11 protein-coding genes are annotated in these 12,513 nt (G+C 71.2%); 3 read left to right on the forward strand and 8 right to left on the reverse strand.

The genetic code is table 11. From position 1 onward, the window contains the following. From GCG21_RS08365 to larE, 4 genes are all read right to left on the reverse strand, one after another. Nucleotides 1–606 (reverse strand): TRAP transporter small permease, encoded by a 606-nt coding sequence (locus GCG21_RS08365; RefSeq protein WP_152819014.1) that lies wholly within the window; start codon nt 604–606, stop codon nt 1–3. Between the two features lie 41 nt (nt 607–647). Next, entirely contained in the window at nt 648–1,661 is a 1,014-nt protein-coding gene (locus GCG21_RS08370) for a TRAP transporter substrate-binding protein (RefSeq protein WP_152819015.1), read from the reverse strand. Nucleotides 1,662–1,820: 159 nt separating this feature from the next. Continuing rightward, nucleotides 1,821–2,537, reverse strand: a complete 717-nt coding sequence (gene larB, locus GCG21_RS08375; protein WP_370517408.1) for a nickel pincer cofactor biosynthesis protein LarB — start codon at nt 2,535–2,537, stop codon at nt 1,821–1,823. Continuing rightward, entirely contained in the window at nt 2,530–3,384 is an 855-nt protein-coding gene (larE, locus tag GCG21_RS08380) for an ATP-dependent sacrificial sulfur transferase LarE (protein WP_152819016.1), read from the reverse strand. The genes larB and larE overlap by 8 nt, the downstream gene beginning before the upstream one ends. A 139-nt stretch (nt 3,385–3,523) precedes the next feature. On the opposite strand from larE, the gene GCG21_RS08385 reads away from it, so the two are divergent. Next, nucleotides 3,524–4,549: a LacI family DNA-binding transcriptional regulator gene (locus GCG21_RS08385; protein ID WP_152819018.1), complete on the forward strand. Its 1,026-nt coding sequence runs from the start codon at nt 3,524–3,526 to the stop codon at nt 4,547–4,549. Between the two features lie 40 nt (nt 4,550–4,589). On the opposite strand, the gene nhaA is transcribed toward GCG21_RS08385, so the two are convergent. Beyond that, the gene (gene nhaA, locus GCG21_RS08390) at nt 4,590–5,801 is read right to left on the reverse strand and encodes a Na+/H+ antiporter NhaA (protein ID WP_152819019.1); all 1,212 of its coding nucleotides are present in this window, start codon (nt 5,799–5,801) and stop codon (nt 4,590–4,592) included. A 98-nt stretch (nt 5,802–5,899) separates the two neighbouring features. Continuing rightward, nucleotides 5,900–7,219: a lactate racemase domain-containing protein gene (locus GCG21_RS08395; RefSeq protein WP_152819021.1), complete on the reverse strand. Its 1,320-nt coding sequence runs from the start codon at nt 7,217–7,219 to the stop codon at nt 5,900–5,902. 156 nt (nt 7,220–7,375) lie between these two features. Here GCG21_RS08395 and uxaC point away from each other — a divergent pair, with 156 nt between their 5' ends. Beyond that, a complete protein-coding gene (gene uxaC / locus GCG21_RS08400) occupies nt 7,376–8,803 on the forward strand; it encodes a glucuronate isomerase (protein ID WP_152819022.1) in 1,428 nt (475 codons plus the stop codon). After that, on the forward strand, nt 8,800–10,167 hold the full coding sequence (locus GCG21_RS08405) for a mannitol dehydrogenase family protein (RefSeq protein ID WP_152819023.1): 1,368 nt from the start codon (nt 8,800–8,802) through the stop codon (nt 10,165–10,167). The genes uxaC and GCG21_RS08405 overlap by 4 nt, the downstream gene beginning before the upstream one ends. Nucleotides 10,168–10,269: 102 nt before the next feature. Here GCG21_RS08405 and glnA read toward each other — a convergent pair whose 3' ends face one another. Next, entirely contained in the window at nt 10,270–11,694 is a 1,425-nt protein-coding gene (gene glnA, locus GCG21_RS08410) for a type I glutamate--ammonia ligase (protein ID WP_152819025.1), read from the reverse strand. 91 nt (nt 11,695–11,785) lie between these two features. Continuing rightward, entirely contained in the window at nt 11,786–12,499 is a 714-nt protein-coding gene (locus tag GCG21_RS08415) for a DUF4191 domain-containing protein (RefSeq protein ID WP_152819027.1), read from the reverse strand. Between the last annotated feature and the right edge of the window lie 14 nt (nt 12,500–12,513).

Here is a 12,513-nt window from a genome sequence, read left to right on the forward strand (position 1 = left end):
TCAGCCCTCCCTGGTCTGGTCGATTGCCTCAGGCGACCGGTGCGACTGGGTCGATTCCGGCAGCAGCTCACTGCTCGCCGAGTACTTGCTCAGCTGCACCTCGGGGTCGTCCTCCGACTCGACGTCGGGATAGGGGGAGACGTCGCCCCGGACGAGCCCCCTGAGGTAGAAGATCGAGTAGAACGCCATGAGGAGTCCGGAGACCGGGAGCGCGAGGTACATCTGCCCGAACGTGAACGGCAGCGCGCTGAGCTCCTGGGTCCAGGCGTTCTGCGAGGCCCGCCAGCCGCCCCAGACGAGCACGATGAGCGCGAAGGCGAGCACGATGAGCTGCACGACGATCGCGATGATCTGCTCGGTCCGCGGCGGGAAGCGCCGCACGATCACCTCGACGGCGATGTGCCCGCGTTCCCCGAAGAGGAACGCGGAGGCGAACAGGCCGAGCCAGACGAAGGTCTGTCGGGCTCCCTCATCGGTCCAGGTGGCCGGGCTGCTCAGCACCTGTCGGCTGAACACCTGCCACACGACGATGAGTACGAGGAGTGCGAAGAGGACGACGGTGATCCAGTAGAGGGTCCTGTCCAGGCCCTTCTTGATCGATTCCATGGTGCTCCTCCCTTCTTGAATGTCCGGCTCGGCCCGTTCGGTCACTGGCCTTCGCGGGCGTTGTCGTAGAGGGCCTGCTGGTTGTCGGTCTTGATGAACTCCTCGGCGACGGCGGCCAGGGCGTCGGAGAAGGCGGCGTCGTCGACCTCGGTGAACGTGGCCCCGCCGGCGGTCGCGCCGTCGATGGCGTCCTGGGTGGCCTGCGTCCACAGCTCGGTGTGCTCGGCCCAGGCGGCGGCCCAGCCCTCGTCGAAGGCGGCGCGGTCCTCATCGGACATGCTCTCGAGCTTGTCCGTGTTGATGATGACGTAGTCGAGGCCGACGACGTGGTTCGTGTACGAGAAGTACGGGGCGACCTCGAAGTGCTTCTGGGTGAAGTAGGAGACCTCGTTGTTCTCGGCGGCGTCCACGACCCCGGACTGCAGGCCCGTGTAGAGCTCGCCGTAGGCCATCGGCGTGGCGGCGGCGCCGAGCGCCTCGGCGATCGCGACGTTCAGGTCGGACTCCTGCACGCGCATCTTCTTGCCGGCCAGGTCGGCCGGGCTCTCGACGGCGCCGAAGGTCGTGTAGACGCTGCGGCTGCCCTGGGTCAGGCCGCCGATGACGGTGAGGTTGTTCGACTCCTCGAGGGAGGCGAACAGCTCGCTCGTCAGCTCGCCCGGGTTGTTGATCACCTGCATCTGGTGGTCGATGTCGGTGAAGACCTTGGGCAGGTTGTAGGCGGTGAAGTCGGCGTTGAGGTTCTCGAGCTGGGCGCCCGAGACGACCGCCATGTCGACGCTGCCGTCGGAGACGAGCTGGAGGGCCTCGGCCTGGGCGCCGAGCGTCTCGTTCGGGAAGACGTCGATTCCCCAGCGGCCGTCGGTGCTCTCCTCGAGGGCCTGACCGAAGTTGTCGAGGGCGATGTAGGAGGGGTGCTCCTCGGTCTGGTTGAGCGCGAGGCGCATGGTCGAGCCGGAGCCGTCGCCGCCGTCGCTGCTGCCACCGCCGCTGCACGCTCCGAGCAGGAGGCCCGCGGACGCGATGCCGGCGACGAGGATCGGAGTCTTCTTCATACGCATGGTGCGTTCCGTTCGTAGAGTTGGGGAGCAAGCCCAGTGCGGGGGAGTGTGACCGCATTGTCCTGGGATCGCCGTCAGATGAGCGGGCCGGTCGGGAGGCAACCACCGCCGACCCTGCTGACTAGGATTCAGCCAGATCGACGGGCTCGGTCGCTAACGGTTGCCAGGGGTTGCCACGGGCGTGCGGTCCGCGGAGATCTGGGCGGCGAGGTGCCCGGCGCCGTACCCGTTGTCGATGTTGACCACGGCGACCCCGGGCGCGCAGGCGTTGAGCATCGTGAGCAGCGGGGCGAGCCCGGCGAAGGCCGCACCGTAGCCGACGGAGGTGGGCACGGCGATGACCGGTGCGCTCACGAGGCCCGCGACGACACCCGGCAGGGCGCCGTCCATACCCGCGGCCACGACGATCGCCGAGGCCTCGCGCAGCCGATCGACCTGGGCGAGGAGGCGGTGCAGGCCCGCCACGCCGACGTCGGCCAGGAGGGAGGCCTCCCGCCCGAGGTGGCGGGCGGTCAGCTGCGCCTCGAGCGCCACCGGCACGTCGGAGGTGCCGGCGCTGAGCACGAGCACGGAGCCCCCGGTGGGCGCGGGCGGCCGCGCGGGCCACGCCACGAGGCGGGCCTGCTCGTGGTGGGCGGCCTCCGGGAGCGCGGCGCGGATCGCCTCGACCTGCTCGGGTCGCACCCGCGTGAACAGGGTCGGGGTGCCGGCAGCCGCGACCCTGGCCGCGACGAGGGCGACCTGCTCGGTCGACTTGGGCTCGCACAGCACGGCCTCGGGGTAGCCGCGCCGGCGGCCGCGCTCGAGATCGAGACGGACCTGCTCGAACTCCGGTCCCGGGGCCCACTCCGGTGTCGGCCGATCAGGCACGGGTGGCCCCGAGCACGAGCGGCAGGGTGAACGCGCCGGACTGGATGCCGCGCAGGTCGAGGGCCGCGAAGGTGAACCCGGCGGCCGTGACGAGGGCGTGGATGGCCTCGTGCTGCCGGGCCGCGGCGGGGATCTCGGCGATGGGCACCTCGATGCGGGCGATCTCGCCGTGGTGACGAACCCGACAGTCGGTGAACCCGAGCCGGCGCAGCCCGCCCTCCGCCTCGTCGATCTGGCGCAGCTTCTCCGGAGTCACCTCCTGGAAGTGCGGGATGCGGGAGGCGAGGCACGGCGCGGCGGGCTTGTCGGCGACCGGGACGCCGAGCTGCCGGGCCGCCTGCCGCACCATGAGCTTGGTCATGCCGGCCGCGGACATCGGCCGCAGCACCCGGTGGTCGACCGCGGCCTGCGCGCCGGGGCGGTCGGGGCGGCGGGCGTCGTCGGCGTTCTCGCCGTAGGCGATGGCCGCGAGCCCGAGCTCGTCCACGAGTTCGTCGGAGATCCGGGTGAACAGCTCGTCCTTGCAGTGGAAGCAGCGGTCCGGGCCGTTCGCCCGGTACGACTCGTTCTCGCCCTCGTGGGTGCGGATCTCGACGACCCGGGCGCCGATCTCGCGGGCCGTCGCGTGGGCTCGCTCACGCTCGTCGGTGGCCAGGCTCGGGGAGACGCCGAGGATCGCGACCACCTGGTCGGCCCCGAGCTCCGCGACCGCGAGGGCCAGCAGTGTGGCCGAATCGACGCCGCCGGAGTAGGCCACCCCGAGCGGGGCGTGACCGCGGAGCTCGGCTCGCGCTCGGGCGAGGGCGCCGGTCAGGGCCTCGGGGGTCGGTTCGGTTCGCGGTGTCATCGGTAGCCTCCAGCTCGAGCGGCGCGGCCGGGGCCGGACTCGGGGCGGACGCGCCGGGATTCGATGGCCATCCTGCTCGGCGCTCGGACGGCCTCACCACATGTTGCCACTGGTTGCCGTTGACCCTAGCGTGTGCGCCATGGACTCCGGGAACGAGATCGTCGGGCGGGCAGTGACCATCTACGACGTCGCCACGGCCGCGGGCGTGGCCCCGTCGACGGTCTCGCGGGCGCTGGCACGGCCGGGCCGCGTGAGCGCCGTCACGGCCGCGAAGGTGCGCCGGGCGGCGGCCGAACTGGGCTATCAGCGCTCGTCCGCCGCGCCGACGCTTCCGCACGCCCCCTCCCGCCGGCTTGCGATGCTCGTCGCCGACATCGCCAATCCCGTGTTCGTCGAGGTGATCCGCGGGGCCGAGGCGGCCGCGGAGGCCGCCGACCATTCGCTCGTGCTCATCGACACCCGCGAGAGCAGCGTGCGCGAGCGGTTGGTCGAGCCGCTGCTGCCGATGCTCGACGGGCTCCTGCTCACCAGTCCGCGACTGTCGGACTCGGGAATCCGGATGCTCGCCAAGCAGCGCCCGGTCGTGGTGCTCAACCGGATCGTCCAGGGCCTGCCGTCGGTGCTCACGGATTCGGCGCGGGGGGCCCGGCGCGCGGTCGAGCACCTCGGTGCGCTCGGGCACGAGGAGGTGACCTACCTCGCTGGACCGGAGGCGTCGTGGACCGACGGTGTGCGCTGGCGGAGCATCCAGGAGGCGGGGATGGAGTTGTTCCTGCGCACGAGGCGGATCGGGCCGCAGGAGCCGACCATCCAGGGCGGGCTACGCGCCGCGCGTCGCTGGGCCGCGCAGCCGACCACCGCCGTCGTGGCCTTCAACGACGTCATGGCGATCGGCTTCATCCAGGGGCTGCGGGCCCTGGGCATCGAGGTCCCGGGGGAGGTGAGCGTCGTCGGATTCGACAATTCCCAGGTCGGGTCGCTCACCACCCCCGCGCTCACCTCGGTGGCCTCCCCGCTGCGATCCCAGGGGGCGACCGCCACCCGCAACCTGCTCGCGATCATCGGGGGCGCCCGGCCGACGTCCGAACCGGTGCTGCTGCCCGTCAAGCTCGTGCCGCGGGCATCGACCGGCAAGGCCCGCCCCGGCCGGCTCGTCTTCCGCTAGGGCCGGCGCTGGTCGGCCGGCGTGGGTCGGCCGGCGCGGGTCACATGGACCGGCTTGCGTGCCGCCGCCCGGTCGCCTTGAGCACGATCGCCCCGAGCGCGGCGGCGAGCACGGAGCCGAGGATGACCCCGATGCGGGCGTGCTCGCCCTCGACGGCGGTGGGATCGAACGACAGCTGCGCGATGAGCAGCGAGACCGTGAACCCGACGCCCGCGAGCAGCGTCATGCCCGGCAGATCGCGCAGCCTCAGTCCGTCGCCGAGGAGGAGCGGGGTGAACGCGACGAGCAGGGCCGTCCCGCCCCAGATCCCGATGAACTTGCCGAGCGGGAGTGCGAGGGTGACGCCCACCGACACGGGATCGGTCAGTACGGAGCCCAGCCCCCCGGCGTCCACGATGTTGATCCCCGCGGCGAAGAAGGCGAAGATCGGCAGCACGAAGCCCGCGGAGATCCAGTCGATCCGGCTCGCGAACCGGTCGACGAGCGGCATCGCCTCCTGCGGGCGGGTCGTGGCCGGCACGACGAGGCCCAGCAGCACGCCCGCGACCGTGGCGTGCACACCGGCGGCGTGCATGAGCGCCCACGCGAGCACCGCGAGGGGAACGAGGACCCACCAGTGCACGATCCGGGCCCGCAGCAGCAGGGCGAAGACCGCGATGGTCGCGAGCGAGGCGAGCAGCAGCAGGATGCTCACGTGGTCGGTGAAGGCCACGGCGATGATCGTGATGCCGAGCAGGTCGTCGACCACCGCCAGGGTGAGCAGGAAGGTGCGCAACGCCGGTGGGAAGGAGCGCCCGAAGATGCCGAGCAGCGCGACCGCGAAGGCGATGTCGGTGGCGACCGGGATCGCCCAGCCCTGCCACACCTCGGCGCCGCTGACCCACTGGACGAGCAGATACACGGCGGCGGGGCCGAGCATCCCGCAGACGGCGGCGATGACCGGCACCGCGGCCCTGCGCAGGTTGTGGAGCGAGCCGTTGACGAATTCGTTCTTGAGCTCCAGGCCCACCACGAAGAAGAAGAGGGCGAGCAGGCCGTCCGCCGCCCACGTGGACAGCGAGAGCGACAGTCCCAGCGACTCCGGCCCGATCGTCACCGCCGACAGCGCGGCGTAGGTCTCGCGCCAGGGGGAGTTGGCCCACGCGAGTGCCACGACGGCGCCGCCCAGGAGGACCATGCCTGCGAAGGTCTCGGAGCCGAGTTTGCGGCGGTAGCCGGCGAGGGGGCCGCGAGGTGCAGGGGTGGTCGTCACGAGGGGTGCTTCTTTCGTCGTCGGGGCCGGCGGCGCGCGGCCATGTCACGGTACCCGGTCACCGGACCGCCACCGGGCTCTCACCCGGTCCGGGGCGCTCAGCCCTCGTAGCGTTCGTGGTCGGCGCGGGCCAGCAGCTTCTCGCGCGTGGCCCACAGGCCGGCCGACGGGGTGGAGATGTAGAAGACCTCCTCGCCGTCCGGCATGGTGTTCCAGCCGTCCTTCATGACCGCCGGATCGTAGCGCCGCAGCGCCTCGTTCACGTCGAGGTAGCGGTAGCCGACCGACTCGATCTCCTCCCGGCCGAGGTGGCCGGGGGCGTACGTGATCGTGAACCGGCCCTCGCTCGACCCGTGCACGAGGTGGGCCGTGCCGTGGGGGATGTCCTGCATGTCCGCCTCGGTCCGGTACAGCTCGACCGCCTCCGCCTGGGAGATGTAGCCGTATTTGCGCACGAGGTCGTCGACCTCCGGCTGCTCACCGAACCGCTCGACCCCGGGTGCGATGACCACGAGCTCGCCGCCGTCGGCCAGCGCCATCCGCGTGCGGTACACCGCCTTGTTCGCGACCCAGGTCGCGCGGAACTCGTCGGCCTGCATGACCGCGACGATCTTGTGGGCGGGCTCGTCGAAGATCGTGAAGTTCTGGTCCCGGGAGGCGCGCGCGGCGTCGTAATAGGTCTCGAGGTCGTCGCCGACGTAGACGCCGGTGTGGGCCAGGCGGCCCTCGTCGTCGTAGTCCATGACCACCTGCAGGTACACGTCCGGCAGGTCGGCGAGGAAGTGCTCCTCGGCGTAGTTGAAGCAGGCCCGCACCGGGGTGAGGAGGTTGCCGAGGTTGTTCTCGATCCCGTACACGGCCGAGGCCATGTGGGAGGAGCCGAGCAGGCGCTTGCCGCCGAGTCCGATGAAGTAGTTCTTGTTGTGGTTGGCGAACCCGAGCACCTCGTGGGGCACGACGTGGCCGACGTTGACGATCAGATCCCACTGCTCGGTCATGAGCATCGTGTTCAGGTCGATCGGCATCTCCCAGTCGACCGCGCCGCCGGTCTGCTCCCGCACGAATTCGGCGGGCACCGTGCCGACGTGGGTCACGCCGTTCTTCCAGTCGTGGGCGTGGATGCGCTCCTCGGGGATCGACCCGAACATCCACTCGTTGTCGGCGCGGGTGTGGGGAACGTGCTGACCGAGCGTGGGGATGACGTGCACCTCGGCCCCGGAATCCGTGAGCCGGTGATAGAGGTACTCGGTCATCCAGCCCGTGCCGGAGTGGGCGCGGGTGAGGTCGGGCGGCAGCAGCAGCACCCGGCGGTACTCGACGATGCCCAGCCGCTCGGCGGCCTCGTCGAGCAGGCGATCACACAGACTCTCGATCTCGGGCCGGGAGATGAACCGGGCCTCGTGCTTGAACCACGTCATGGCTCCCACCGTAGACGCCGGCCCGGGGTGCACGGGAGCGAACGCGGCCGCGGCCGGTCGCCGGGGGCGCGGATCCGAACGATGACGCCGCTGCCGCCGTGGCAAGCGATGGCAACCTGTTGCCGTGGTCGCCGGCCGATCAGCACGATGTTGGGCATGCCTGCACCTGCACCGCTCACGGTCCACCCCGACCGCCTGCTCCCGGCCGACCCGACCGTCCGGGGGATCGCCCGGAGCCTGTACGAGCATACGAAGAGCCTGCCGATCATCTCCCCGCACTCTCACGTGCCCGCCGACTGGCTCTCCACGAACGAGCCCTTCGCCGACCCCACCCACCTGCTGCTCCAGCCCGACCACTACGCGCTGCGCCTCCTGCACGCGAACGGGGCGGACCTATCGGATCTCGGGCGGGGACCGGGCGGGTTCGCCCCGCTGGCGGAGGAGGCCGCCCGGCGGGCCTGGCGGATCCTCTGCGAGAACTATCACGTCTTCCGCGGCACGCCCGTGAAGTACTGGTTCGACACCACCTTCGCCGAGGTGTTCGGGGTGAGCCGGGCGCCGAGCGCGCAGACCGCCGATGCCCTCTACGACGAGATCGCCGCGGCCCTGACGACCCCCGAGTTCCGCCCGCGCGCGCTCTTCGAGCGCTTCGGCATGAGCGTGCTGGCCACGACGGACGACCCGCTCGACGACCTGAGCGCGCACGCGGCGCTCGCCGCCGACGGCACGTTCACCGGGCGGGTGCTGCCCACATTCCGGCCCGACCGGTTCCTCGAGCCGGCCCGCGCCGACTGGCCCGACCTCGTGCGCCGGCTCGGCGAGGTGAGCGGCGTCGACACCGGTGACTACCGCGGCTACGTCGCGGCCCTGGAGAACCGCCGCGCCTATTTCAAGGCCCACGGCGCCGTCTCCAGCGACCACTCTCACGCCGACGCGGGCACCGAGCCCCTCGAAGGCGGCGAGGCCGCGGTGATCTACGCCGCCGCCCTCGCGGGGGAGGCGACCCCCGCCCAGGCGACGGCGTTCCGCCGGCACATGGTCCACGAGATGGCCCGGATGGCCACCGAGGACGGCCTGGTCATGACGCTGCACCCGGCGGTGCGGCGCAACCACGCCCCCCGCACCTTCGCCGAGTACGGCCCCGATACGGGCGCCGACATCCCTACGAGCGTCGAGTTCACCCACTCCCTGCAGCCGCTGCTCGGGCGGTTCGGCAATCACCCCGACTTCACCCTCGTCGTCTTCACGATCGACGAGACGGTCTACTCCCGCGAGCTCGCCCCGATGGCCGGGTTCTACCGCTCGATGCACGTGGGCGTGCCGTGGTGGTTCCTCGACGCGCCGGACGCGATCCGGCGGTTCCGCGGTGCGGTGACCGAGACGGCCGGGTTCTACCGCACGTCGGGTTTCATCGACGACACCCGGGCGTTCCTCTCGATCCCGACCCGGCACGACATGGCCCGCCGGCTCGACGCCGGATATCTCGCCGGGCTCGTCGCCGAGCACCGGCTGAGCGAGGACGAGGCACACGCCGTCGCCCTCGACCTGGTCACGACCATCCCCGCGAAGGTGTTCAAGCTATGAAGAGACTCGCCCGCGACGTGTCGCACGAGCCCGCCCCCGTCCGCATCGTCCACCTGGGACTCGGGAACTTCTTCCGCGCCCATCAGGCGTGGTACACCGGCCGGGCGCCGGACGCCTCCGAGTGGGGCATCGCCGCGTTCACCGGTCGCCGCCCCGACGGGGCGCGCGTGCTCGCCCCCCAGGACGGCCTCTACACCCTCATCACCCGCGGTCCCGTTGAGGACTCGTTCGAGGTGGTCGACTCCGTCAGCGCCGTGCACACGGCGAGCGACCACGCCGCGCTGCTCGACTACTTCCGGGATCCGGAGGTCGCGCTCGTGACCATGACGGTGACCGAGGCCGGCTACCTGCACCGCGGCGGCGCGCTCGTGCTCGACGACGAGCAGGTCGTCGCCGACCTCGCGGCGCTCCGGGCCGATCCCTGCCGCGCCGTGGTCACGGTGCCGGGGAAGCTCGTGGCCGGGCTGCTCGCCCGCCAGGTCGCCGGCGCCGGACCGATCACGCTGCTGCCGTGCGACAACCTGCCCGGGAACGGCGAGGTCGTCGAGCGGGTCGTGCGGGACTTCGCGGCCGCCGCCGACGGCGATCTGCTCGAGTGGATCGACGAGCACGTCGACTTCGCCTCGTCGATGGTCGACCGCATCACCCCCGCCGCCTCGGCCGAGGACGAGCGGACCGTGCGCGAGCACCTCGGGATGGAGGACGCGAGCCCGGTGCGCACGGAGCCGTTCAGCGAATGGGTCATGTCGGGCGCGTTCCCCGCCGGCCGGCCCCGCTGGGAGGACGCGGGGGCGAGCATCGTCGCCGACGTCGTCCCCTACGAGCAGCGCAAGCTGCTGCTGCTCAACGGCTCGCACTCGCTGCTCGCCTACAGCGGCCCGCTCCTCGGCCACGAGACCGTGGACGAGGCGATCGCCGATCCACGCTGTCGCGCATGGGTGAACGAGCTCTGGGACGACGCGACCGCCACCGTGCCGCTGCCGGTCGCCGAGGTGGCCGCCTACCGGAGCGCGCTGCTCGAACGGTTCGACAATCCCCGGATGGGCGACGCGCTCGCCCGCATCGCCATGGACGGCTCACAGAAGATCCCGGTCCGGATCGTGCCCGTGGTGCGCACCGAGCGGGGTGCCGGCCGGATGCCGGCGGGCGCCGCCCGGGCGCTGGCCGCATGGATCGCGCACCTGCGCGGCCACGGCACCCCGGTGACGGACGTCGAGGGGGCAAGCTGGCAGGAGAGCGCCGCGGGGGAGGCGGGCGCCGCGGTCACGGCCGTGCTCGAGCGGCTCGGGATCGGCGGCGACGCGGACCTCGAGGAACTCGTGGGGCGGTACCTGGCGGAGTTCGAGCAGAACCGCCGCGCCTGACGCACGGCGGTCGGGGCCTCCCAGTGGACCTGGGAGGCCCCGACCCCGTGACGCGGGGTCGGGACGACCCGGGTCCCGGCCGCTGGGGGAGCGGGGAGGGACCTACAGGTCGAAGTACATCTCGTACTCGTAGGGGTGCGGGCGCACGCGGATCGGGTCGACCTCGTGGGTGCGCTTGTAGTCGACCCACGTCTCGATGAGGTCGGGGGTGAACACGCCCCCCTCGGTCAGGTAGTCATGGTCCGCCTCGAGGGCCTCGAGCACCTCGGGCAGCGACGCCGGCACCTGCTCGATCTGGGCGTGCTCGGCCGGGGGGAGCTCGTAGAGGTCCTTGTCGATCGGCTCGGGCGGCTCGATGCGGTTGCGGATCCCGTCGATCCCGGCCATGAGCATCGCCGAGAACGCGAGGTAGGGGTTCGCCGAGGGGTCCGGCACGCGGAACTCCACGCGCTTGGCCTTGGCGGAGGTGCCGGTCACGGGGATGCGGATGCACGCGGAGCGGTTCCGGGCCGAGTACACGAGGTTGACCGGCGCCTCGAACCCCGGCACGAGCCGGTGGTAGGAGTTGACCGACGGGTTCGTGAACGCGAGCAGGCTCGGCGCGTGGGCGAGCAGGCCGCCGATGTACCAGCGGGCCAGGTCCGACAGGCCGCCATAGCCGCGCTCGTCGTAGAACAGCGGCCGGCCGCCCTTCCACAGGCTCTGGTGGCAGTGCATGCCCGAGCCGTTGTCGCCGAAGAGCGGCTTGGGCATGAACGTGGCCGCCTTGCTGTTGTTCCAGGCCACGTTCTTGATCACGTACTTGAACTTCATGAGGTCGTCGGCGCTGCGGCGCAGGGTGTCGAACGTGTAGTTGATCTCCTGCTGCCCGGCCGTGCCGACCTCGTGGTGGGCGCGCTCGACGTTGAGGCCCACCTGCCCGAGCACGCCGACCATCTCGTCACGCAGGTCGGCCATCTGGTCGTTCGGCCCGACCGGGAAGTAGCCGCCCTTGAAGCGGGTCTTGTAGCCGAGGTTGCCGCCGGGCTCCTCCCGGCCGGTGTTCCACGCGGCCTCGGCGGAGTCGATGTGGTAGAAGCTCGACTGCGGCGTGGACTGGTAGCGAATGTCGTCGAAGACGTAGAACTCGGCCTCCGGGCCGAAGAACACCGTGTCGGCGATCCCGGTCGAGGCGAGGTAGGCCTCGGCCTTCGCGGCCACGGTGCGCGGGTCCCGGCTGTAGGGCTCACCGGTGAACGGGTCGACGATCGAGAAGTTCATCACGAGGGTCTTACGGGCGCGGAACGGGTCGACGTAGGCCGTGTCGACGTCCGGCACGAGCTTCATGTCGGATTCGTGGATCGCCTGGAAGCCCCGGATCGAGGAGCCGTCGAACATGAGCCCCTCGGTGAACGCCTCTGCGGCGAAGGCGCCCACCGGCATGTTGAAGTGCTGCATCACCCCCGGCAGGTCACAGAACCGTATGTCCACGAACTCGACGTCGTTCTGCTGGATATACGCGATCGCTTCGTCGGGGCTGGTGAACATCCGCGGCTCCTCGGGGGATGAGTGGGAGGGTGATCTGGTCTGCAATGCCGTCCGCGGTGCTCGCACGCCGCCCGGGCGGGTGGAGGGTGCGTCAGCGGCCGCGCATGCCCTTGCGGTCCGGCCGCGCCTTCATCGGGTCGACGCCCTTGGGAATCGGCAGGCGGGACTGCTGCAGGGCACGCAGGCGCTTCGACACCTCGGCCACCTGCAGTTTCGTCAGCTGGGCCTTCTGCTTCTGCACGGCACGCGCGATCTTCGGCAGCGGCACCTGCCCCTCCCCACGACCGGCCTCGATCTCGATGACCGGCACGTTCGGCACGACGCGCGTGACCCGGCGGGTCTCCTGGGTGAAGAGCTTGCGCACCCGGTGCGAGGGCCCCTCGGACACGAGCACGACGCCGGCGCGGCCCACGGCCCGGAACACCATGTCCTGATGGCGCGGGTCGACGGCGACCGGCTCGGACTCGATGTTCCAGCCCCGGCGGATCGTTCCGAGCGCGGCGGAGACGGCACCCGGCTGCCCCTCGATCCGCCCGTAGGCGTGCCGTTCGGCCTTGCGCCCGAGGATGAGCATCGCGATCGGCAGCGAGATCATGAATCCGAGGATGCCCGCGTAGATCGGGTGGTCGAGCAGGAACCCGACGGCCACGCCGAGGGCGGCCAGGCCGAGGATGATTCCCAGGAGCTTCCAGGTGATCGACGGTTCGGACCGGCGGACGTCCCGGAAGATCTCCCAGACCTGGTGGTACCACCGGCGCTTCTTGACCTTGGGGGCCTTCGGCTCGGTTGCGTTCTTCTTTGCCATGATGTGCACAGCGT

The sequence above is a fragment of the Pseudactinotalea sp. HY160 genome (assembly GCF_009372055.1).
Classification (GTDB): domain Bacteria; phylum Actinomycetota; class Actinomycetes; order Actinomycetales; family Beutenbergiaceae; genus HY158.

Excerpts from the sequence above, each read along its gene's own strand:
- larE (WP_152819016.1), bottom strand. The coding sequence starts at position 3,384 with ATGACACCGCGAACCGAACCGACCCCCGAGGCCCTGACCGGCGCCCTC.
- GCG21_RS08395 (WP_152819021.1), bottom strand. The coding sequence starts at position 7,219 with ATGACGTGGTTCAAGCACGAGGCCCGGTTCATCTCCCGGCCCGAGATC.
- GCG21_RS08415 (WP_152819027.1), bottom strand. The coding sequence starts at position 12,499 with ATGGCAAAGAAGAACGCAACCGAGCCGAAGGCCCCCAAGGTCAAGAAG.
- GCG21_RS08370 (WP_152819015.1), bottom strand. The coding sequence starts at position 1,661 with ATGAAGAAGACTCCGATCCTCGTCGCCGGCATCGCGTCCGCGGGCCTC.
- GCG21_RS08405 (WP_152819023.1), top strand. The coding sequence starts at position 8,800 with ATGAAGAGACTCGCCCGCGACGTGTCGCACGAGCCCGCCCCCGTCCGC.
- GCG21_RS08385 (WP_152819018.1), top strand. The coding sequence starts at position 3,524 with ATGGACTCCGGGAACGAGATCGTCGGGCGGGCAGTGACCATCTACGAC.
- GCG21_RS08365 (WP_152819014.1), bottom strand. The coding sequence starts at position 606 with ATGGAATCGATCAAGAAGGGCCTGGACAGGACCCTCTACTGGATCACC.
- glnA (WP_152819025.1), bottom strand. The coding sequence starts at position 11,694 with ATGTTCACCAGCCCCGACGAAGCGATCGCGTATATCCAGCAGAACGAC.
- uxaC (WP_152819022.1), top strand. The coding sequence starts at position 7,376 with ATGCCTGCACCTGCACCGCTCACGGTCCACCCCGACCGCCTGCTCCCG.